Source organism: Mycobacterium sp. RTGN6, from assembly GCF_033804605.1.
In the GTDB taxonomy this organism is placed as follows: Bacteria; Actinomycetota; Actinomycetes; order Mycobacteriales; family Mycobacteriaceae; genus Mycobacterium.
Genome location: NZ_JAPZKZ010000017.1, coordinates 95,697 through 116,413, shown reverse-complemented (window position 1 = coordinate 116,413; position 20,717 = coordinate 95,697). Strand labels below are relative to the sequence as shown.

Annotated in this window: 30 protein-coding genes; 26 read left to right on the top strand and 4 right to left on the bottom strand. The window is 66.6% G+C overall.

Features of this window, described 5'->3' with window-relative positions; all coding sequences use genetic code 11:
• Positions 1-202: 202 nt before the first annotated feature.
• The 12 genes from SLQ33_RS32085 to rpsQ all read left to right on the top strand — a co-directional run bounded on the left by SLQ33_RS32085 (position 203) and on the right by rpsQ (position 6,293).
• A complete protein-coding gene (locus tag SLQ33_RS32085) occupies positions 203-418 on the top strand; it encodes a hypothetical protein (protein ID WP_319457965.1) in 216 nt (71 codons plus the stop codon).
• 393 nt (positions 419-811) lie between these two features.
• Positions 812-1,117: a 30S ribosomal protein S10 gene (rpsJ, locus tag SLQ33_RS32080; RefSeq protein ID WP_003925843.1), complete on the top strand. Its 306-nt coding sequence runs from the start codon at positions 812-814 to the stop codon at positions 1,115-1,117.
• A gap of 14 nt (positions 1,118-1,131) precedes the next feature.
• Positions 1,132-1,785 (top strand): 50S ribosomal protein L3, encoded by a 654-nt coding sequence (gene rplC, locus SLQ33_RS32075; RefSeq protein WP_319457964.1) that lies wholly within the window; start codon positions 1,132-1,134, stop codon positions 1,783-1,785.
• Positions 1,785-2,441: a 50S ribosomal protein L4 gene (rplD, locus tag SLQ33_RS32070; RefSeq protein ID WP_319457963.1), complete on the top strand. Its 657-nt coding sequence runs from the start codon at positions 1,785-1,787 to the stop codon at positions 2,439-2,441. Before rplC ends, rplD begins: the two co-directional genes overlap by 1 nt.
• Positions 2,441-2,743 carry a 50S ribosomal protein L23 gene (gene rplW / locus SLQ33_RS32065; protein WP_319457962.1) on the top strand — a complete coding sequence of 101 codons (303 nt, stop codon included), beginning with the start codon at positions 2,441-2,443 and terminating at the stop codon, positions 2,741-2,743. Before rplD ends, rplW begins: the two co-directional genes overlap by 1 nt.
• A gap of 33 nt (positions 2,744-2,776) precedes the next feature.
• Positions 2,777-3,613 (top strand): 50S ribosomal protein L2, encoded by an 837-nt coding sequence (gene rplB, locus SLQ33_RS32060; protein WP_319457961.1) that lies wholly within the window; start codon positions 2,777-2,779, stop codon positions 3,611-3,613.
• Positions 3,614-3,625: 12 nt separating this feature from the next.
• Positions 3,626-3,907 (top strand): 30S ribosomal protein S19, encoded by a 282-nt coding sequence (rpsS, locus tag SLQ33_RS32055; RefSeq protein ID WP_083410212.1) that lies wholly within the window; start codon positions 3,626-3,628, stop codon positions 3,905-3,907.
• On the top strand, positions 3,907-4,452 hold the full coding sequence (gene rplV, locus SLQ33_RS32050) for a 50S ribosomal protein L22 (RefSeq protein ID WP_319457960.1): 546 nt from the start codon (positions 3,907-3,909) through the stop codon (positions 4,450-4,452). Before rpsS ends, rplV begins: the two co-directional genes overlap by 1 nt.
• Complete coding sequence (gene rpsC / locus SLQ33_RS32045) at positions 4,452-5,324, top strand: 30S ribosomal protein S3 (protein WP_319457959.1); 873 nt, start codon at positions 4,452-4,454, stop codon at positions 5,322-5,324. Before rplV ends, rpsC begins: the two co-directional genes overlap by 1 nt.
• A 2-nt stretch (positions 5,325-5,326) precedes the next feature.
• On the top strand, positions 5,327-5,743 hold the full coding sequence (gene rplP, locus SLQ33_RS32040; RefSeq protein ID WP_319457958.1) for a 50S ribosomal protein L16: 417 nt from the start codon (positions 5,327-5,329) through the stop codon (positions 5,741-5,743).
• The gene (rpmC, locus tag SLQ33_RS32035; RefSeq protein WP_319457957.1) at positions 5,743-5,976 is read left to right on the top strand and encodes a 50S ribosomal protein L29; all 234 of its coding nucleotides are present in this window, start codon (positions 5,743-5,745) and stop codon (positions 5,974-5,976) included. The genes rplP and rpmC overlap by 1 nt, the downstream gene beginning before the upstream one ends.
• A complete protein-coding gene (rpsQ, locus tag SLQ33_RS32030) occupies positions 5,976-6,293 on the top strand; it encodes a 30S ribosomal protein S17 (RefSeq protein WP_319457956.1) in 318 nt (105 codons plus the stop codon). The genes rpmC and rpsQ overlap by 1 nt, the downstream gene beginning before the upstream one ends.
• 66 nt (positions 6,294-6,359) lie before the next feature.
• Here the strand turns inward: rpsQ and SLQ33_RS32025 are convergent, their stop codons facing one another.
• The 3 genes from SLQ33_RS32025 to SLQ33_RS32015 all read right to left on the bottom strand — a co-directional run bounded on the left by SLQ33_RS32025 (position 6,360) and on the right by SLQ33_RS32015 (position 10,985).
• A complete protein-coding gene (locus SLQ33_RS32025) occupies positions 6,360-8,297 on the bottom strand; it encodes a cellulose biosynthesis cyclic di-GMP-binding regulatory protein BcsB (protein WP_319457955.1) in 1,938 nt (645 codons plus the stop codon).
• A gap of 374 nt (positions 8,298-8,671) precedes the next feature.
• Positions 8,672-10,171 (bottom strand): glucose-6-phosphate dehydrogenase, encoded by a 1,500-nt coding sequence (gene zwf, locus SLQ33_RS32020; RefSeq protein ID WP_319457954.1) that lies wholly within the window; start codon positions 10,169-10,171, stop codon positions 8,672-8,674.
• A gap of 85 nt (positions 10,172-10,256) precedes the next feature.
• Entirely contained in the window at positions 10,257-10,985 is a 729-nt protein-coding gene (locus SLQ33_RS32015; protein ID WP_319457953.1) for a TetR/AcrR family transcriptional regulator, read from the bottom strand.
• 55 nt (positions 10,986-11,040) lie between these two features.
• On the opposite strand from SLQ33_RS32015, the gene SLQ33_RS32010 reads away from it, so the two are divergent.
• The 14 genes from SLQ33_RS32010 to rplO all read left to right on the top strand — a co-directional run bounded on the left by SLQ33_RS32010 (position 11,041) and on the right by rplO (position 20,302).
• Positions 11,041-11,718, top strand: coding sequence for a DUF2306 domain-containing protein (locus SLQ33_RS32010; RefSeq protein ID WP_319457952.1), 678 nt, complete (start codon positions 11,041-11,043; stop codon positions 11,716-11,718).
• Positions 11,719-11,729: 11 nt separating this feature from the next.
• Entirely contained in the window at positions 11,730-14,081 is a 2,352-nt protein-coding gene (locus SLQ33_RS32005; protein WP_413653781.1) for a sulfatase-like hydrolase/transferase, read from the top strand.
• Entirely contained in the window at positions 14,081-14,782 is a 702-nt protein-coding gene (locus SLQ33_RS32000; RefSeq protein WP_319457951.1) for a hypothetical protein, read from the top strand. Before SLQ33_RS32005 ends, SLQ33_RS32000 begins: the two co-directional genes overlap by 1 nt.
• 14 nt (positions 14,783-14,796) lie before the next feature.
• Complete coding sequence (locus SLQ33_RS31995; RefSeq protein WP_319457950.1) at positions 14,797-15,678, top strand: formylglycine-generating enzyme family protein; 882 nt, start codon at positions 14,797-14,799, stop codon at positions 15,676-15,678.
• Between the two features lie 367 nt (positions 15,679-16,045).
• Positions 16,046-16,414: a 50S ribosomal protein L14 gene (rplN, locus tag SLQ33_RS31990; RefSeq protein ID WP_319457949.1), complete on the top strand. Its 369-nt coding sequence runs from the start codon at positions 16,046-16,048 to the stop codon at positions 16,412-16,414.
• Positions 16,415-16,738: a 50S ribosomal protein L24 gene (gene rplX / locus SLQ33_RS31985; RefSeq protein ID WP_319457948.1), complete on the top strand. Its 324-nt coding sequence runs from the start codon at positions 16,415-16,417 to the stop codon at positions 16,736-16,738.
• Entirely contained in the window at positions 16,735-17,304 is a 570-nt protein-coding gene (rplE, locus tag SLQ33_RS31980; protein WP_319457947.1) for a 50S ribosomal protein L5, read from the top strand. The genes rplX and rplE overlap by 4 nt, the downstream gene beginning before the upstream one ends.
• Positions 17,305-17,308: 4 nt before the next feature.
• Positions 17,309-17,494 (top strand): type Z 30S ribosomal protein S14, encoded by a 186-nt coding sequence (locus SLQ33_RS31975; protein WP_056557202.1) that lies wholly within the window; start codon positions 17,309-17,311, stop codon positions 17,492-17,494.
• 101 nt (positions 17,495-17,595) lie between these two features.
• A complete protein-coding gene (rpsH, locus tag SLQ33_RS31970) occupies positions 17,596-17,994 on the top strand; it encodes a 30S ribosomal protein S8 (protein WP_319457946.1) in 399 nt (132 codons plus the stop codon).
• A 13-nt stretch (positions 17,995-18,007) separates the two neighbouring features.
• Positions 18,008-18,547, top strand: coding sequence for a 50S ribosomal protein L6 (rplF, locus tag SLQ33_RS31965; protein ID WP_319457945.1), 540 nt, complete (start codon positions 18,008-18,010; stop codon positions 18,545-18,547).
• A 2-nt stretch (positions 18,548-18,549) separates the two neighbouring features.
• Positions 18,550-18,963, top strand: coding sequence for a 50S ribosomal protein L18 (gene rplR / locus SLQ33_RS31960; protein WP_319457944.1), 414 nt, complete (start codon positions 18,550-18,552; stop codon positions 18,961-18,963).
• Between the two features lie 28 nt (positions 18,964-18,991).
• Complete coding sequence (rpsE, locus tag SLQ33_RS31955) at positions 18,992-19,669, top strand: 30S ribosomal protein S5 (protein ID WP_319457943.1); 678 nt, start codon at positions 18,992-18,994, stop codon at positions 19,667-19,669.
• Positions 19,670-19,671: 2 nt separating this feature from the next.
• The gene (gene rpmD / locus SLQ33_RS31950; protein ID WP_319457942.1) at positions 19,672-19,851 is read left to right on the top strand and encodes a 50S ribosomal protein L30; all 180 of its coding nucleotides are present in this window, start codon (positions 19,672-19,674) and stop codon (positions 19,849-19,851) included.
• A 7-nt stretch (positions 19,852-19,858) separates the two neighbouring features.
• The gene (gene rplO, locus SLQ33_RS31945) at positions 19,859-20,302 is read left to right on the top strand and encodes a 50S ribosomal protein L15 (RefSeq protein WP_319457941.1); all 444 of its coding nucleotides are present in this window, start codon (positions 19,859-19,861) and stop codon (positions 20,300-20,302) included.
• Positions 20,303-20,356: 54 nt separating this feature from the next.
• Here the strand turns inward: rplO and SLQ33_RS31940 are convergent, their stop codons facing one another.
• Entirely contained in the window at positions 20,357-20,695 is a 339-nt protein-coding gene (locus SLQ33_RS31940; protein WP_319457940.1) for a PE-PGRS family protein, read from the bottom strand.
• Positions 20,696-20,717: the final 22 nt, after the last annotated feature.

The following is a 20,717-nucleotide window of genomic DNA, read 5'->3' as shown; positions in this document are numbered from 1 at the left end:
TAGACCTGATCATCAGCCGGGCACCACACGACGGTGCCGTAGTTCCGGCCCCCCCCCCCCCCCCGCGGCGGCCCGGGCCCCCCGCGCACCCCCCCCCCCCCCGGCCCCCCCCCGGCGGGGGGGGGCCCCCCCCCCGACTGCACGTCACGCAAGGCCTGAACCGGCGTAGATTCTTCGCAATGAGCGCAGGTCAGGTGCCGTGATGGTCTACCTAGTGGTAGGCGGCTTCGTCGTATTCGTCCTGTTGGCGATGTGGTTCGGGCGCAGCGGGAGACGCGGTGGCGGGAATTGGGACAGCGGAAGCGACAGCTCCAGTGGCGGCGGCGACGGTCACCACGGAGGCCACGACAACGGCAGCTGCGGTGGCGGCGGCGGTTGTAGTGGTGGCGGTGGCTGCGGTGGCGGTGGTGGCGACTGACGCGGGGCGCGAGGCTCGGTAGGTTTGGGTTGCCAGAGCAGCCCTCAACGCAATCAAACAACCACGACTGACCACGGCCTATCCCCTTTGGCGAGGGATTTGGAGTAGGCCAGTTTCTAGGGCATACTGTTCGGGTTGCCTTGGGCCGGGTTCGCCTGGCCGGGCATGCGACCAGTGCCCATGCGGGCACATCCGGTCCCACCTCGATCGTGACGGATCTTTTCGGCGCGGACGAGCGTGCGTTTGGGCGACACACCCGAGCGCGGGGGTCGGTGAACCACAGACAGGTAAACAGCGGCGGCATAGCCAGCGCGCGCTCGAGGGGAAACCCGATGGCGTGCGTACGAGGACCAGGCCCGAACACGGGCCCGTGAAGAGTGAGGTAGGACAAGCGTGGCGGGACAAAAGATCCGCATCAGGCTCAAGGCCTACGACCATGAGGCGATTGACGCCTCGGCGCGCAAGATCGTCGAGACGGTCACCCGAACGGGCGCCAGCGTGGTCGGCCCGGTGCCGCTGCCGACGGAGAAGAACATCTACTGCGTCATCCGGTCCCCGCACAAGTACAAGGACTCGCGGGAGCACTTCGAGATGCGCACGCACAAACGCCTCATCGACATCCTCGATCCAACGCCGAAGACCGTTGACGCTCTCATGCGCATCGATCTGCCGGCGAGCGTCGACGTCAACATCCAGTAGGAGACCCGAAACAAATGGCTAGAAAAGGCATTTTGGGCACCAAGCTGGGCATGACACAGGTGTTCGACGAGAACAACAAGGTCGTCCCGGTCACGGTCGTCAAGGCCGGCCCCAACGTCGTTACCCGCATCCGGACGCCGGAGCGCGATGGGTACAGCGCAGTGCAGCTGGCATACGGCGAGATCAGCCCGCGCAAGGTGAACAAGCCGGTCACCGGTCAGTTCACCGCAGCCGGGGTGAACCCGCGTCGCCACCTCGCCGAGCTGCGGCTCGATGACGAGACCGCGGCAGGCGAGTACGAGGTCGGCCAGGAGCTGACCGCCGAGATCTTCGCCGACGGAAGCTATGTCGACGTCACGGGGACCTCGAAGGGCAAGGGTTTCGCCGGCACCATGAAGCGTCACGGCTTCAAGGGCCAGGGCGCCGCCCACGGTGCACAGGCCGTGCACCGTCGGCCCGGCTCGATCGGTGGCTGCGCCACCCCGGGTCGCGTGTTCAAGGGCACCCGCATGTCGGGCCGGATGGGCAGCGACCGCATCACCACCCAGAACCTGGTGGTGCACAAGGTCGACGCCGAGAACGGCGTGCTGTTGATCAAGGGCGCCATCCCCGGGCGCAACGGCGGACTCGTCATGGTCCGTAGCGCGATCAAACGAGGTGAGAAGTAATGGCTGCGAAGAAGATTGACGTTCGTACGCCGGACGGCAAGAAGAGCGGCAACGTCGAGTTGCCCGCCGAGTTGTTCGACGTCGAGCCCAACATCGCACTGATGCACCAGGTGGTCACCGCTCAGTTGGCGGCCAAGCGTCAGGGCACGCACTCGACCAAGACCCGCGGTGAGGTCTCCGGTGGCGGCAAGAAGCCGTACCGGCAGAAGGGCACCGGCCGGGCTCGCCAGGGCTCGACGCGTGCGCCGCAGTTCACCGGCGGTGGCGTCGTGCACGGCCCCCAGCCGCGTGACTACAGCCAGCGGACCCCGAAGAAGATGATCGCCGCCGCTTTGCGCGGCGCGTTGTCGGACCGGGCCCGCAACGACCGGATCCACGCGATCACCGAGGTCATCAGCGGCCAGACGCCGTCGACCAAGGACGCCAAGACGTTCCTCGCCGCTCTGACCGATCGCCGCAAGGTGTTGGTTGTCATCGGCCGCAGCGACGAGGTCGGCGCCAAGAGTGTGCGCAATCTGCCTGGCGTGCATGTGCTCTCGCCGGATCAGCTCAACACGTACGACGTGCTCGAGGCCGACGACGTGGTGTTCAGCGTCGAAGCGTTGGACGCCTACATCTCGGCGCACAGCAAAAACGACGAGGAGGTGTCGGCCTGATGGCTACCGTGACTGACCCCCGCGACATCATCTTGGCTCCGGTCATCTCGGAGAAGTCCTACGGACTGATCGAGGACGAGGTGTACACGTTCGTCGTGCACCCGGACTCGAACAAGACGCAGATCAAGATCGCGATCGAGAAGATCTTCGGTGTCAAGGTCGATTCCGTGAACACCCTCAACCGGCCGGGCAAGCGCAAGCGCACCCGCTCCGGGTACGGCCAGCGCAAGGGCACCAAGCGCGCCATCGTCACGTTGGCCGCGGGTAGCAAGCCGATCGACCTGTTCGGAGCACCGGCCTAACCGCCGGCGGAAGCGCAGAGGACACATACAGACATGGCTATTCGTAAATACAAGCCGACGACCCCGGGTCGACGCGGCTCCAGCGTCTCCGACTTCGCCGAGCTCACCCGCTCGACGCCGGAGAAGTCGCTGGTTCGCCCGCTGCACAGCACGGGCGGCCGCAACGCGCACGGACGCATCACCACCCGGCACAAGGGTGGTGGGCACAAGCGCGCCTACCGCGTGATCGACTTCCGTCGCCACGACAAGGACGGCGTCAACGCCAAGGTCGCTCACATCGAGTACGACCCCAACCGCACCGCGAACATCGCGCTGCTGCACTACGTGGACGGCGAGAAGCGCTACATCCTCGCGCCGCAGGGTATTTCGCAAGGCGACGTGATCGAGCAGGGCCCCAACGCCGACATCAAGCCCGGCAACAACCTGCCGCTGCGCAACATCCCCTCCGGTACGGTCATCCACGCCGTCGAGCTTCGTCCGGGCGGCGGTGCCAAGATGGCCCGCTCGGCTGGCGTCAGCGTCCAGCTGCTCGGCAAGGAAGGCACCTACGCGACGTTGCGCATGCCGTCCGGTGAGATTCGCCGGGTCGACGTGCGCTGCCGCGCCACCGTTGGCGAGGTCGGCAACGCCGAGCAGTCGAACATCAACTGGGGCAAGGCCGGCCGCATGCGGTGGAAGGGCAAGCGCCCGACCGTCCGTGGTGTCGTCATGAACCCGGTCGACCACCCGCACGGCGGTGGCGAGGGCAAGACCTCGGGCGGCCGTCACCCGGTCAGCCCGTGGGGCAAGCCTGAGGGCCGTACCCGCAAGAACAAGCCGAGCGACAAGCTCATCGTCCGACGCCGGCGCACCGGCAAGAACAAGCGCTAGGAGTACCCAGCGATGCCACGCAGCCTGAAGAAGGGCCCGTTCGTCGACGACCATCTGTTGAAGAAGGTCGACGCCCAGAACGAGAAGAACACCAAGCAGGTCATCAAGACCTGGTCGCGTCGTTCGACCATCATCCCCGACTTCATCGGTCACACCTTCGCCGTCCACGACGGTCGCAAGCACGTGCCGGTGTTCGTCTCCGAGTCGATGGTCGGGCACAAGCTGGGCGAGTTCGCGCCCACCCGCACGTTCAAGGGTCACATCAAGGATGACCGGAAGGCGAAGCGCCGGTAATGAGTACGACGACTGAATATCCGTCTGCGACGGCGAAGGCGCGCTTCGTGCGCGTCTCGGCGAGCAAGGCCCGCCGGGTCATCGACCTGGTGCGCGGCAAGTCCGTGTCCGAGGCGCTCGACATCCTGCGGTGGGCACCGCAGGACGCGAGCGAACCGGTCGCCAAGGCCATCGCGAGTGCGGCGGCCAACGCACAGAACAACGACGGGCTCGATCCCGCCACGTTGGTGGTCGCCTCCGTCTATGCGGACGAGGGCCCGACGGCCAAGCGCATCCGGCCGCGCGCCCAGGGGCGTGCGTTCCGAATCCGCAAGCGCACCAGCCACATCACGGTGATCGTCGAGAGCCGTCCGACGAAGGACGGCGCCGCCAAGGGTGCCTCGGCCAGCGCCGCACGCGCGCGTCGCGCCCAGGGCAGCAAGGCCGCCGCCACCAAGGCGCCGGCCAAGAAGGCCGCCGCCAAGAAGGCACCAGCCAAGAAGGCACCGGCGAAGAAGGCCGAAACGGCTGCTGAGACCTCTGATTCGAAGGGAGGCTCGGACTAGTGGGCCAGAAGATCAACCCCCACGGCTTCCGCCTCGGCATCACGACCGACTGGAAGTCCCGCTGGTACGCGGACAAGCAGTACAAGGACTACGTCAAGGAAGACGTGGCGATCCGTCGTCGGCTCTTCGAGCCGTTCGTGATCCCGGATTCCCCGCGGTCGGTCGAGCTCGAGCGGGCCGGCGTGGCGAAGGTGGAGATCGAGCGCACCCGTGACCGGGTTCGCGTGGACATCCACACCGCCCGTCCCGGCATCGTCATCGGGCAGCGCGGCAAGGCCGCCGACGCCATCCGCGCCGCGCTGGAGAAGTTGACCGGCAAGCAGGTTCAGCTGAACATCCTCGAGGTGAAGAACCCCGAGTCGGTGGCTCAGTTGGTGGCCCAGGGTGTCGCCGAGCAGCTGTCCAACCGCGTCGCGTTCCGTCGGGCCATGCGCAAGGCGATCCAGTCGGCCATGCGGCAGCCCAGCGTCAAGGGCATCCGGGTGCAGTGCTCGGGCCGCCTCGGCGGTGCCGAGATGAGCCGGTCGGAGTTCTACCGCGAAGGTCGGGTGCCGCTGCACACGCTGCGCGCCGACATCGACTACGGCCTCTACGAGGCCAAGACCACCTTCGGCCGCATCGGCGTGAAGGTGTGGATCTACAAGGGTGACGTCGTTGGTGGCAAGCGTGAGCTGGCCGCTGCGGCCGTGCCCGCGACCGCCGACCGGCCGCGTCGCGATCGTCCGTCGGGCACGCGTCCGCGCCGCAGCGGTTCCGCTGGCACGACGGCGACGAGCACCGAAGCCGGCCGCGCTGCCAGCGAGGAAGCACCTGCCGACACGTCGGCCGCCGCCACCGAGGCTGGGCCGGCGGCAGAGAGCACGGAGAGCTAGTCATGTTGATTCCCCGCAAGGTCAAGCACCGCAAGCAGCACCACCCGCGCCAGCGTGGGACTGCGAGCGGCGGCACGACCGTGTCCTTCGGTGACTACGGCATCCAGGCCCTCGGCCATGCCTACATCACCAACCGGCAGATCGAGTCCGCTCGTATCGCCATCAACCGGCACATCAAGCGTGGCGGCAAGGTGTGGATCAACATCTTCCCCGACCGTCCGCTGACCAAGAAGCCCGCCGAAACCCGCATGGGTTCCGGTAAGGGCTCGCCCGAGTGGTGGGTCGCCAACGTCAAGCCCGGCCGTGTGCTGTTCGAGCTGAGCTACCCCGACGAGAAGATCGCACGGGAGGCGCTGACGCGCGCCATCCACAAGTTGCCGATCAAGGCTCGCATCGTGACCAGAGAGGAGCAGTTCTGATGGCAGTGGGAACTTCGCCAGGAGAGCTGCGCGAGCTGACCGAGGAAGAGCTGACGATCCGGCTGCGCGAGTCGAAGGAAGAGCTGTTCAACCTTCGGTTCCAGATGGCGACCGGCCAGTTGGCCAACAACCGTCGGCTGCGCGTGGTGCGCCAAGAGATCGCACGCGTGTACACCGTGCTTCGTGAACGTGAGTTGGGTCTGGCATCCGGACCCGTTGGTGAGGATTCGTAATGGCAGATAGCAAGACGGACAAGGGCACCACGCCTGGTCCTAGGCACACCCCGCGCACCGAGACGCCGCGCAACCGTCGCAAGACGGCCATCGGCTACGTGGTGAGCGACAAGATGCAGAAGACCATCGTGGTCGAGCTCGAGGACCGCGTGAAGCACCCGTTGTACGACAAGATCATTCGTACGAGCAAGCGGGTCAAGGCGCACGACGAGAACGGTGACGCAGGCATCGGCGACCGCGTGTCGCTGATGGAGACGCGTCCGCTGTCGGCCACCAAGCGCTGGCGCCTCGTCGAGATCCTCGAGAAGGCCAAGTAACCTTCTCCGCTGAACAGACGCAAACGCCCCTCAGTGATTGAGGGGCTTTTGCGTCTGGCGGGGAGGCTACGACCCGGGGTGACTCCTGGTCCGCAGGTAGATCAGGCCGGCCCCGAGCAAGACGGCGGCGATCACGCCCGCACCGACCAGCCAGTACCGGGTCGAATCACTCTGCTGCAGTTGTGGTTTCGGCGGGGGCGCGGTGTCCACCGCGATGGTCACCGGCTCCTGGCCCAGCGGCGCGATCACCGCGGCACCATCGAGTCGGTCCCAGCGCCGCGAGTCGGCGTTGAGCCAACTGAGCAGCGCATCGAGCTGCGCGGGCGCCTCGTTGGACGTGGCGATCAGCACCGTCCGATCACCGGTGTAGACCGTCTGTAGTGAGCCGAAGCGAAGCCCAGGGGCCAACGTCAGCGACACTGGCTCGCCCGATTCGCCTCTCGCGTCGAGCCGAGCGGTGTCGTCGGAGGCGTCGACTGGGAGTGTCAGCCGGCTATCCGTCCACTCCTTCGCGGCGATCAGCACGGCGGGATTCGGCGACGCGATGGCGTCGGCCAGGGACACGACGGAGGTGTCGAGGGGTAGCGCGCTGAGGCGCTGAAGCCCCGCGACGATGGTGGCCGCCCGGACGGTGTCGGCGAAGGCGTCGTCGGTGATGCCGATCTCGACCCTGGGCAGGAAGGCCTGCGGGATCGACTGGAAGCCAGGCGGAACGGGCGGGCCGGCCCCGTTGCTCGAGACGGTGCTGTCACCGTCGATCGTCAACGTGATCGGCTGGGACTCTCCGCACCCGCCGGTGTCGCCCGCCGCGTTCATTGCCACCCCGAGGTTGGTGAAGCGCGCAAGAAGGCGATCGGGCACGTCGACCCAGCGGTCGATCGTCCCGCTGTCCTCGGCAGCCCAGCGGTCGATGATCTCCCCGTTGACGGAGACGACCAACTGGCCGCTGAGGTTGGACGGCAACGGGGTGTAGGAACCCTCGAGGTGGACGCGCAGCGCGTGGGCGGCCCGGCCGAGTCGCGTCTGGTCGAGGGCGATGCTGACTTGCGGGTTGGCCAGGGCCGTCGCCTTCGGCCCGGGCTGGCCGAGGTCGCGCAGCGTCATCAGGTCGGCGGCGAGTCGCGGGGTGTTCTCGAGCGGCCCGACCACCGCCTTCGAACTCAACGCCAGCTGGACGAGGGCTCCATTGGATATCAGGCGGGCCTGGTTGAGCAGCTCGTCTGCCGGTCCGGTGACGAGCAGCGCGGGCACGCCGGTGGAGCCTTCGAGTTGGACGGCGGCCGCGGCGCTCTCGCGGATGACGAGTTGACGCTCGAACGGCTGCGCCTGCGGCAGGGGTGCGTCGCCGTCGAGCCGTGCGACGGTCACCGCGGTGGGCTGGTCGCCGTAGTGGGCGACGACGGCGGCCGTGAGCTGCACTGCCGCGTCGGACTCCGCCCTGGTCGGACTCGCTGGCAGGAAGATGGTGAGCCGCGCCAGGACGGGCGGCAGGAACTCGGCGACGGTGGCCGGGACACGCTCGGTCCCGGTGAAGTCGACGGCCGTGTTGTTGAGCCGTAGCGGGGTTGACGGGTCGGCGACGCAATAGCCCTCCGGCGGAAGCAGATTGGTGCGGATCTGCACGGTGATGCTGTTGTCGCGCACCTCTGCGCCGGTGAGCGGAAGCCTGATCGCCGCGTTGTCGGACCCCGGCAGATCGACGCGGGAGATCGTCCGGTCGTCCTGAACCACCGTGAAGCTTCCGATCGGAGGGTCGAAGGGAAGCTCCCTTCGCAGCGTGAAGGGAAGCTCGACCGACGCCGTCACGGCAGCCGGCGTCAGCCCGGGCGGTACCGGGATCACAAGCGACTGCGCACCCTGCAGGCCGTAGAACGACAAGGTCGGGCTGGTGCCGAGGTCGCGCAGTCCGAGCGACGGGTTGGTGGCCACCTGACCGCTGCCCACGGGCTCGGCGAACACCTGCGGTGACGTCAGCACCATCGCGATGAGGGCGACGAGGATCAAGATCGCTGACCGACGTGCTCGGAGAGTTCTCGCTATCACCTCCGCCAATGTAGCCACTTGAGTATGTGAACACGTCCCGAACGGCCGGATCCGATCGGATCGAGTCGAATCTCATTGCTGCAGTGCATAAATCGCGTCGGCTAGGAGCATGATCAATGGCTTCGATGCGTTCGGTGGCTACGGTCCATGCGTCGGCGGTGAGCGTCCCATCGTGACGGATAGGCATTTGCTAGCAGCGCGTGCAGCACACGGTCCGTGATGCATCGTGCGAGCCAATCTGCCCGCACGACGTACGGTTCCGTCGTTCGCTGAGGTGGTTGATTCGGGCACGTTCGTTCGGCGGCGCGTGGTTCTGGCAATCGGACAGTGTTGCCCTACTTCTTCTTCTCGCGCCAGGCCCGCTCGAACGGCAACCGCCACGCGTTGGGGGCGATGAGCTGATGAATCGCGTTGGGCCCCCAGGTGCCGGGCTGGTAGGACTTCACCGGAGGCGGGTCCTCCAACAGTTGAACCGAACGCTCCCAAAGCGATTCGATGCCCTCGGCGGTGGTGAACAGCGTATGGTCGCCGCGCATCGCGTCCAGGATCAGCCGCTCGTAGGCCTCCAGCACGTCGCCGAGTTGCTCGGTCTCCTGCGTGGAGAACTGCATCGACATCTTGTCGAGTTTCATGCCGGGACCGGGCCGCTTGCCATAGAACGACAACGACACCTTCGATGCGTCGGCGAGGTCGAAGGTCAGGTGATCCGTCCCCTGCGAGCCGACGCCGGACCCGGGCGGGAACATGGTGCGCGGCGCCTCCTTGAAGGCGATCGAGATGATCCGCATGCCCTCGGCCATCTTCTTGCCCGTGCGCAAGTAGATCGGGACGCCCGCCCAGCGCCAGTTGTCGATGCCGACCTTCAACGCGATGAACGTCTCGGTGTCCGAATCCCGTGCGACGCCCGTCTCGTCGCGGTATCCGATGTATTGGCCGCGGACCACCTCCGAGCAGTGGATGGGCAGCATCGAGCGGAAGACCTTGTTCTTCTCCTCGCTGATCGCGCGCGGCTCAAGCGCCGTCGGCGGCTCCATGACGACGAACGCCATCACCTGGAACAGGTGGGTAACGACCATGTCTTTGTAGGCGCCCGTGCTTTCGTAGAAATTGGCCCGCTGATCCAGGCCGAGGGTCTCGGGGATGTCAATCTGAATGTGGTCGATGAAGTTGCGGTTCCAGATCGGTTCGAAAAGGCCGTTGGCGAAGCGGAACGCCAGGATGTTCTGCGCGGCCTCCTTGCCGAGGAAGTGGTCGATGCGGAAGATCTGCCGCTCGCGGAAGGTCTCGTGCACGAAGTCGTTGAGTTCGATCGCACTGGCCAGGTCGGTGCCGAACGGCTTCTCCATCACCACCCGGGAGCGCTCGACCAGGTGGGCGTCCTTGAGCATCGTGATCACTGCCCGCGCGGCCTTGGGCGGCACCGAAAGATAGTGCAGCCGTTGCACTTCAGGCCCCAGTTCAGCCTCCGCGGCGGCGACCGCCGCGGCCAGCGCCTCGGGACCTGCGCCCTGGGGGACGTAGGAGACTCGGCTGGCGAAGTGCGCCCACTGCTCGTCGGTCAGCTTGTGACTTCCGAAGGAGTCGACGGCCTCCTTTGTCAGCGCGCGGAACTCGTCGTCGGTCATGTCCTCCAGCGACGTACCGACCACACGGATCTTGGGTGCCAGCGCCGATTGCACCAGATATGCCATGCCGGGCAGCAGCTTGCGCTTGGCCAGGTCTCCCGTCGCGCCGAACAGCACGATGACGTGTGGCGCCAGCGCGTCGGTCTCGCCACGGCTCGTGCGCGCGCCCGGCGCAGGATAGGCGATGGTCTGTGGGTTGTCCGTCGGCATGCCCGCATACTTTCACCGACTCCACGCCGGCGCAGGGTGCACGGCTACTCCGTCACCGCGAACTCGTGCTCACGTCGACTCCGCGTCACCTTCGACGGCCAGGTCCCTCCGCCGCGGCGACCTCGACCCCGATTCCGTCGAGCAGCCGCTGCAAGCCGGAGTCGAGTCCGGCGCGTGGACCCTCGGCGTCGTCGAACACGCCCGCGGCGAGGGCCGCCGCCAGCGCCGGGAACCGAGCGGGCTCGACCAGCCGGGCCAGCAGTTCGGGATACCGCGTCGCGTCGTGGGCACCGGCGTCCAGGTTCAGCGCCGCCGCGCCGCGTACGAAATAGAGCACCGACATGACGGCGGCGAGCTTGGCTCGTTCTGGCAGCGCCGTGCCCGCGAGTGCGGCCAGCCCGGCGTCCAGCCACGCGAGCTGCCCGGGGTCGGCGGGCAGGCCCGATGACGCCGTCTGCAGGATCCAGGGGTGGGCGTGGTAGACGTCCCACAGTCCGTTCGCCCAATCATCAAGGGCATCACGCCAATTCGCGCCTTCGGCCGGCTCGGGGGGTGGGCCGGGGGCCGCCGAGGACATGAAGACCACCAACTCGTCCTTGTTCGCGACGTGGCGGTACAGCGACATCGTTCCGCAGCCGAGCCGTTCGGCGAGCCGGGCCATCGACAGCGCGGTGAGCCCGTCCGCGTCGGCCAGCTCGATCGCGAAGGCGACGATGCGGTGCCGGTTGAGCCCCGCCCGCTGGGGCGCCGACTCCTGCCAAAGCAGTTCGAGCGCGCGGGGGAGCGCCGGCTCGTCGTCCGGATGGCTGGTCACGAGCAATCAGCGTATCGGAAGACGAGCCGCTTGCGTATCCTATACGCTCCTGCGTATGACATACGCATATCGCTGGCCCTTTGCGCTCGCGCTGGTCGTCGCGGCCTTCCTGGCCTTCTCGCTGCCGCCCTACGTCACCGCGGATCCCGAGCAATCGCGAGTGCCCGCGACCTTCCTGCTGCACTACCCACTGCTCGTCGGCCACGTCGTATTGGCCAGCGTGGCGATGGTGGCGGTCGTGCTTCAGGCCTGGCCCGGGCTACGTGTCCGCCGTCCGGCCGTGCATCGCCGTGTCGGGCGGGTCTACGTCGCCGCGGCGCTGCCCGCGGCGGCATGCGCGATGGTGATCGGGGCCGCGACGCCGTTTGGGCCGATCCTCGCCGTCGGCAACGTCGTGCTCGCTGCGCTGTGGATGTGGTTCACCGTCAACGGCTACCTCGCGGGTCGGCGACGACACATCGGCGAGCATCGCCGCAACATGATCTACAGTGCCACGCTGACGCTGTCCATCATCACCAACCGGATCTGGACGCCTCTACTATTCATCGCACTCAATCCATTGCAGAACAGCGTCTTTGGCGGCAACGAGGAGCACTTCCTGTGGTTCGCCGCGGGCCTCGGCGCGTGGCTGGGTTGGACGATTCCGTTGTTCACCGCGTGGTGGTGGATGCGCCGCCGAACCGTCGCGACGTCGTCGTCAATTTCTCAGCCGTGGCATACGTCGCGGGTGTAATCTCGCAGGCCGTGACCCAAGACTTCAAGGGCAAGATCGAGCTCGACATCCGCGACTCGGAGCCCGACTGGGGTCCCTACGCCGCGCCGACCGCACCGAAGGACGCGCCAAACGTTCTTTATCTGGTGTGGGACGACACGGGCATCGCCACCTGGGACTGCTTCGGTGGGCTCGTCGAGATGCCCGCCATGACCAGACTCGCCGAACGTGGCGTACGGCTCTCGCAGTTTCACACCACCGCGCTGTGCTCGCCCACCAGGGCGTCGTTGCTCACCGGCCGCAACGCCACCACCGTCGGCATGGCCACAATCGAGGAGTTCACCGACGGCTTCCCCAACTGCAACGGGCGGATTCCGGCCGACACCGCACTGCTCTCGGAGGTACTCGCCGAGCGCGGCTACAACACCTACTGCGTCGGCAAGTGGCACCTCACTCCACTCGAGGAGTCCAATCTCGCTGCCACCAAACGGCATTGGCCGCTGAGCCGCGGCTTCGAGCGGTTCTACGGCTTCATGGGCGGCGAGACCGACCAGTGGTATCCGGAACTGATGTACGACAATCACCCCGTCGCGCCGCCCGCCACCCCCGAGGAGGGCTACCACCTGTCGAAGGACTTGGCGGACAAGACCATCGAGTTCATCCGCGATGCCAAGGTGATCGCACCCGACAAGCCGTGGTTCAGCTATCTGTGCCCCGGTGCGGGGCACGCGCCACACCATGTCTTCAAGGAGTGGGCCGACAAGTACGCCGGCAAGTTCGACATGGGCTACGAGGCCTACCGCGAGCTGGTGCTGGAGAACCAGAAGAAGCTCGGCATCGTGCCGCCCGACACCGAATTGTCGCCCGTCAACCCGTATCTCGACGTCAAGGGACCCAACGGCGAGGCCTGGCCCTACCAGGACACCGTGCGGCCGTGGGACACGCTCAATGACGAAGAGAAGCGACTGTTCAGCCGGATGGCCGAGGTGTTCGCCGGCTTTCTGTCCTACACCGATGCGCAGCTCGGCCGCGTCCTCGACTACCTCGAGGAATCCGGGCAGCTCGACAACACCATCGTCGTGGTCATTTCCGACAACGGGGCCAGCGGTGAGGGTGGCCCGAACGGATCGGTCAACGAGAACAAGTTCTTCAACGGCTACATCGACACCGTCGAGGAGAGCATGCGCTTCTACGACGAGCTGGGCGGACCCGAAACCTACAATCACTACCCAATCGGGTGGGCGATGGCGTTCAACACACCGTATAAGTTGTTCAAGCGCTACGCATCCCACGAAGGCGGCATTGCCGACACGGCGATCATCAGCTGGCCCAACGGAATCAAGGCCCATGGCGAGGTCCGCGACAACTACGTCAACGTCTGCGACGTCACCCCGACCATCTACGACCTGCTCGGCATCACCCCGCCGGATGAAGTTGCCGGCATCGCGCAGCGACCGCTCGACGGGATGAGCTTCAAAGCCGCACTTGACGATTCGACCGCGGATACCGGCAAGAAGACGCAGTTCTACACGATGCTCGGCACTCGCGGCATCTGGCACGACGGCTGGTTCGCCAACACCGTGCACGCCGCCAGCCCGGCTGGTTGGTCGCACTTCGACCAGGACCGTTGGGAGCTGTTCCACATCTCGTCCGACCGCAGCCAGTGCCACGACCTGGCGGCCGAACACCCCGAGAAGCTGGAGGAACTCAAGGCCCTGTGGTTCGCCGAGGCGGCCAAGTACAACGGGCTGCCGCTGGGCGACCTCAACATCTTCGAGACCCTGGGCCGGTTCCGGCCGTATCTGTCCAGCGACCGGAAGACCTTCACCTACTATCCCGACAATGCCGAGGTCGGCATCGGTGCGGCCGTCGAGCTTCGCGGGCAGTCCTTCTCCGTGCTGGCCGAGGTCGCGGTAGACACCGTCGGCGCAGAGGGCGTCATCTTCAAACAGGGTGCCGGGCACGGTGGCCACGTGTTGTTCGTCCAGGACGGCAGGCTGCAGTACGTCTACAACTTCATGGGCGAGGAGGAGCAACGGCTGACCGCCCCGGACCCGATCCCGTTGGGCAGCCACGTCTTCGGCGTGCGTTACGACAGGACCGGCACCGTCGAGGGCAGTCACACCCCGCTCGGAGACGTCTCGCTCTACGTCGACGGCGACAAGGTCGCGACACGGGATGGGGTGCGGGCACATCCCGGCAGCTTCGGCCTCGCCGGCGGCGGCGTCGCGGTGGGCCGAAACGGTGGTCAAGCGATATCGCGCTCCTACACGGCGCCATACCCGTTCACCGGCGGCTCGATCGCTAAGGTAGTCGTCGATATCTCGGGCACGCCCTACGTCGACGTGGAACGAGAACTTGCGAGGGCATTCTCGAAGGACTGATGAACTACTGGCGAACGACCGGCCTGGTCACCGCGTGCGTGGCCGCCACTGTGATGTCCGCATGCGTTCGCACCAGCGAGGGGCTGCCCGTCGCGGAATCGGCTGGCTCCGCGTCCTCGTCATCGTCGGCGCGTTCGACCATCCCGACCACCACCGCCGACCTCGATCAGGCGCCGCCCGGCATCCAGCCGACGCTGCAGGTACCGATTCCCGCCAACGCGGTCACCTGCGCGCCGGCCAACAAGTCGCCCGTCTCGGTCGTGGCCGTCGTCGGCGACCCGACCGCCCCACGGGTCACCGTCGGGGTACCGGACGGGTGGAGCACCTCTAAGGGAGCTGGCGACGTCGGCGTGCGCATGCAGGGCCCCGACGGCATGTCGGCCTTCGTGTCCATCGCGCCCACCACGCTCGAACCCGAAGCGGCGTTCCGGGACTACACGGACAAGATCATGGCGCAGTCGGCGGTCAGCACCGTCAGCATCCTGCCCGCGGAACTCTGCGAGTACAGCGGGCAGAAGTTGATGGGGGCGTGGTCGGACACCCCGCAGAACTCGGTCGAGTTCTTCGACCGCGTCGCGCACGTCTGGACCAACACGACGAACTACCTGATCGCGATCCACGTCGAGGCGCCCACCGGCGTCGACGCGCTCGACGCCGCCAGCGCGGCGATCACCACCGATGTCGAGATCGCGATTCCCTAAGTGGCGCCGAACCCATGGTGACCGACCTCGTCGCACTGCCCGGCGGCGCGTTCCGGATGGGGTCGACGAGCTTCTATCCGGAAGAAGCGCCCGTCCACACGGCCACGGTGGCTGCGTTCGCCATCGAACGGCATCCCGTCACCAATGCGCAGTTCGCCGAGTTCGTCGCAGACACCGGCTACGTCACCGTCGCCGAGCGGCCACTCGACCCCGCGCTGTACCCGGGCGTCGCCGAACGGGATCTGCTGCCGGGAACACTGGTGTTTCGTCCCACGCCGGGACCGGTCGACCTGACCGACTGGCGGCAGTGGTGGGACTGGGCGCCCGGCGCGTGCTGGCGTCACCCGTTCGGCCCCGACAGCGACGCGGCGGACCTGGCCGAGCACCCCGTCGTGCAGGTCGCGTACACGGACGCGGCAGCGTATGCGCGCTGGGCCGGACGCCGACTGCCCACCGAGGCGGAGTGGGAGTACGCCGCGCGCGGCGGCGCGACGACGACGTATGCGTGGGGTGACGACGTCACGCCGGGGGGCCGACTGATGGCCAACACCTGGCAGGGCCGCTTCCCGTACCGCAACGACGGCGCGCTTGGGTGGCGGGGCACGTCACCGGTTGGCACGTTTCCCGAGAACGCGTATGGACTGGTCGACATGATCGGCAACGTGTGGGAGTGGACCACGACACGGTTCTCGGAGCACCACCTCGCGGACGGCGTCGCGGGTTGTTGCACGCCTGGTCAGGAGCCTGATCCGAGCGTCAGCCAGACACTGAAGGGCGGCTCGCACCTGTGCGCGCCGGAGTACTGCCAGCGCTACCGGCCGGCGGCCCGCTCGGCGCAGTCACAGGACAGCGCGGCCACCCACATCGGCTTCCGCTGCGTCGTCTCGCGCGCTTAGCCGCCTTGGGTCGACTTCTGCGTGGCGGTCGTTGATCGTCAGAATCCACGACCCTGGTGCAGAACTCAGCGAGCAGGAGCGAGTGCTAGTCGACCGCCCAGCAGTTCTTCGACGCCCCGCGAGCGCGCGCAAAATTGGACTCGTCGTCGGCGTGTCGCCCTCAGACACGCGCGCTCGCCGGGGGAGGGGTGCCGAAATCGCTGGTGGGGGCGATTTGGAGCATTGCCTGAGGTCACCTAGTATGTAGGGGTTGCCCTGGGCAGACCTCGGTTGTCGTTCGCGAGAACCCTGCGTGCCCTTCGGCAACGAAGACCGTACGTCGAGCGATTTCGTGCTGCTCGTCGTGCATTGAAACCGAGGAGATCGAGTGATTCAGCAGGAATCGCGGCTCAAGGTCGCCGACAACACGGGCGCCAAGGAGATCTTGTGCATCCGCGTGCTCGGCGGCTCGGCGCGACGCTATGCCGGTATCGGCGATGTCATCGTGGCGACGGTGAAGGACGCCATCCCAGGCGGCAACATCAAGCGTGGCGAGGTCGTCAAGGCCGTCATCGTGCGCACCGTCAAGGAGCGTCGCCGCGCCGATGGCAGCTACATCAAGTTCGACGAGAACGCCGCAGTGATCATCAAGCCCGACAACGACCCGCGCGGTACCCGCATCTTCGGGCCCGTCGGACGTGAGCTGCGCGAGAAGAAGTTCATGAAGATCGTTTCGCTGGCACCGGAGGTGCTGTAAATGAAGGTGCACAAAGGCGACACCGTGCTGGTCATCTCCGGCAAGGACAAGGGCGCCAAGGGCAAGGTTCTGCACGCCTACCCAGAGCGCAACAAGGTTCTGGTCGAGGGTGTCAACCGGATCAAGAAGCACACCGCCGTCTCACGCAATGAGCGCGGCGCCCAATCCGGCGGCATCGTCACGCAGGAGGCGGCCATCCACGTGAGCAACGTGATGGTCATCGACTCCGACGGCAACCCCACCCGCATCGGCTACCGCGTCGATGACGAGAGCGGCAAGAAGGTGCGCGTGTCGAAGAAGAACGGCAAGGACATCGGAGCATGACGACTGCTGAAACCACCAAAACGCTTCCCCGCCTGAAGCAGCGCTACCGCGAAGAGATCAAGGACGCGCTGAACAAGGAGTTCGGCTACGACAACGTCATGCAGATCCCCGGCGTGGTGAAGGTCGTCGTGAACATGGGTGTCGGTGACGCCGCCCGCGACGCCAAGCTCATCAACGGCGCGGTCACCGACCTGGCGCTGATCACCGGCCAGAAGCCGGAGATCCGCAAGGCGCGCAAGTCGATCGCACAGTTCAAGCTGCGCGAGGGCATGCCAATCGGCGCGCGCGTCACGCTGCGTGGCGACCGCATGTGGGAGTTCCTCGACCGCCTGGTGTCGATCGCGCTTCCGCGTATCCGCGACTTCCGCGGCTTGAGCCCCAAGCAGTTCGACGGCAGTGGCAACTACACCTTCGGACTGGCCGAGCAGTCGGTGTTCCACGAGATCGACGTGGACAACATCGACCGGCCCCGGGGCATGGACATCACCGTCGTCACGTCGGCGACGAACGACGACGAAGGCCGTGCGCTGCTGCGTGCGCTTGGCTTCCCGTTCAAGGAGAACTGAGCAGATGGCAAAGAAGGCGCTGGTCAACAAGGCCAACAAGAAGCCGAAGTTCAAGGTCCGCGGCTACACCCGCTGCAACAAGTGCGGGCGTCCGCACGCCGTCTTCCGCAAGTTCGGCCTGTGCCGAATCTGCTTGCGTGAGATGGCGCATGCCGGCGAACTGCCCGGTGTCCAGAAGTCCAGCTGGTAGCCCAGCTCTAAGTCCAACAGACCCTAGAAAATGTATTGCGGTAGGCCCCAGCGGGATTCGAACCCAGTGGGAACCGCCGCGAGGAAGGTGAGCCGGTTGTCATGACGATGACTGACCCGATTGCAGACTTCTTGACACGTCTGCGCAACGCCAACTCGGCGTTCCACGACGAAGTGACCCTGCCGCACAGCAAGATCAAGGCCAACATCGCCGAGATCCTCAAGGCGGAGGGCTACATCAGCGACTACCACACCGAGGATGCCCGCGTGGGCAAGTCCCTCGTGGTGAATCTCAAGTACGGCCCCACCCGGGAGCGGAGCATCGCGGGGCTCAAGCGCGTGTCCAAGCCCGGTCTGCGGGTATACGCAAAGTCCACCAACCTGCCTCGGGTGCTGGGCGGCCTCGGCGTGGCGATCATCTCCACGTCCGGTGGCCTGCTCACCGACCGTCAGGCAGCACGACAAGGCGTGGGCGGCGAAGTCCTCGCTTACGTGTGGTGAGGGAGAACTAGACATGTCTCGCATTGGTAAGCAACCGGTCCTGGTTCCGTCCGGGGTCGACGTGACGATCGACGGACAGAACGTGTCCGTCAAGGGCCCCAAGGGCACGCTGGAACTCGCCGTCGCAGAGCCGATCTCGGTCGCGCGCAACGACGATGGCGCCATCGTGGTGACCCGCCCCAACGACGAGCGGCTCAACCGCTCGCTGCACGGGCTGTCCCGCACCCTGGTGGCCAACCTCATCACCGGTGTCACCGAGGGGTACACCACGAAGATGGAGATCTTCGGCGTCGGCTACCGCGTCGTGCTCAAGGGCAAGACCCTCGAGTTCGCACTCGGCTACAGCCATCCCGTCTTGATCGAGGCCCCCGAGGGCATCTCGTTCGCGGTGGAGACGCCCACCAAGTTCTCGATCACCGGCATCGACAAGCAGAAGGTCGGTCAGATCTCGGCGAACATCCGCCGCCTGCGTCGCCCAGACCCGTACAAGGGCAAGGGCGTTCGCTACGAGGGTGAGCAGATCCGCCGCAAGGTCGGAAAGACAGGTAAGTAATCATGGCTCCGACTAAGAACGACGAAGTCTCCGCAAAGCGGAGGACCGTCGGGCAGAACATCTCCGAGACCCGCCGGGCGTCCCGGCTGCGCCGGCATGCCCGACTGCGCAAGAAGGTCGCGGGCACTGCGGAAACCCCGCGCCTGGTGGTGAACCGCTCGTCGCGGCACATCCACGTGCAGCTGGTGGACGACCAGGACGGCGTCACGCTGGCCGCGGCCTCGTCCATCGAGGCTGACGTGCGTGCCGTCGACGGCGACAAGAAGGCCCACAGTGTGCGGGTCGGGCAGCTGATCGCCGAGCGCGCCAAGGCCGCGGGCATCGACACCGTGGTGTTCGACCGCGGCGGCTACACCTATGGCGGACGGATCGCCGCGCTGGCCGACGCCGCGCGCGAAGGCGGGCTCAAATTCTGATGACGAAGACTTACGGAAGGACTGCATGATGGCCGATCAGGCTAGTGGAGCCGGGCCGTCGAGCACGGACAACCGGGACAACCGCGGCGGCGGTCGTGATGGTGGCCGTGGTCGCCGCGACGACCGTGGTGGCCGTGGTGGCCGCGACTCCGGCGAGAAGAGCAACCTCATCGAGCGCATGGTCACGATCAACCGCGTGTCCAAGGTGGTCAAGGGTGGTCGCCGGTTCAGCTTCACCGCGCTGATGGTGGTGGGCGACGGCAACGGCATGGTCGGCGTCGGTTACGGCAAGGCCAAGGAAGTTCCCGCCGCGATCGCCAAGGGCGTCGAGGAAGCGCGCAAGAACTTCTTCCGCGTGCCGATGATCGGTGCCACCATCGTCCACCCCGTCCAGGGCGAGGCGTCCGCGGGTGTGGTGCTGCTGCGTCCGGCCAGCCCGGGTACCGGTGTGATCGCCGGCGGTGCAGTCCGCGCCGTGCTGGAAGCCGCTGGGGTGCACGACGTCCTGGCCAAGTCGCTGGGCAGTGACAACGCGATCAACGTGGTGCACGCCACCGTGGCCGCACTCAAGATGCTGCAGCGCCCCGAAGAGGTCGCGGCCCGGCGTGGGTTGCCCATCGAGGACGTCGCACCTGCACGCATGCTCAAGGCGCGCCGCGAAGCCGACGCCCTTGCTGCGACCGCAGCACGCGAAGGAAGCGCATAACCATGGCCGAACTCAAGATCACCCAGACGCGTAGCACCGTCGGTGCGCGCTGGAAGCAGCGGGAAAGCCTGCGGACGCTCGGGCTGCGGAAGATCCGCCAGTCCGTCGTCCGTGAGGACAACCCGCAGACCCGCGGCCTGCTCGCCGTGGTCAACCACCTCGTCGTGGTTGAGGAGGTTTAGGGACAAAATGAGTGTCATCAAACTGCACGACCTGAAACCCGCTCCCGGGTCGAAGAAGGCCAAGACCCGCGTGGGTCGCGGTGAGGGGTCGAAGGGTAAGACCGCGGGTCGCGGCACCAAGGGCACGAAGGCCCGTAAGAACGTCCCCGTGACGTTCGAGGGCGGCCAGATGCCGATCCACATGCGGCTGCCGAAGCTCAAGGGCTTCAAGAACCGGTTCCGCACCTCCTACGAGGTCGTCAACGTCGGCGACCTCGACAAGCTGTTCCCCAAGGGCGGCACCGTCGGCATCGACGAGTTGGTGGCCTCCGGTGCGGTGCGCAAGAACAAGCTCGTGAAGGTGCTCGGCGACGGCAAGGTGACCGTCAAGGTCGACATCACCGCGCACAAGTTCAGCGACAGCGCACGCGACAAGATCACGGCCGCGGGCGGTTCCGCCACCGAGGCCTGATCGACTGATACGACACGAGGCCCCGCACGCTCAGGCGTGCGGGGCTTTCGCGTCTCAGCCCCACTCGAAGCAGCCCACCCCGGGCACGCAGCCACCGCCGAAACCAGGCCCGCCGTGGCCGCACACGCCGTCGGCCGTACAGCCGCCGCCACCGAGCGGACCGCCGGACCCGCACGTCCCGTCGGTGGTGCAACCGCTGCCACCGCCCGCGTCGCCGTGACCGCAGACACCGTTGGCGCAGCCGTCTCCGCCCGGACTCTGAGGGGCGAATTGGGTGGTGGCGCCCGCCGCGATCGCGTAGGACTCTGCGACGGCAACCGGTGCCGCGGCGATGGCCGTGGCCGCGGCACCCGCCATGATCATTGCGTTGAGGAACCTGAGTGCATTCTTCATACTTCCGGAATACCACCGTTTC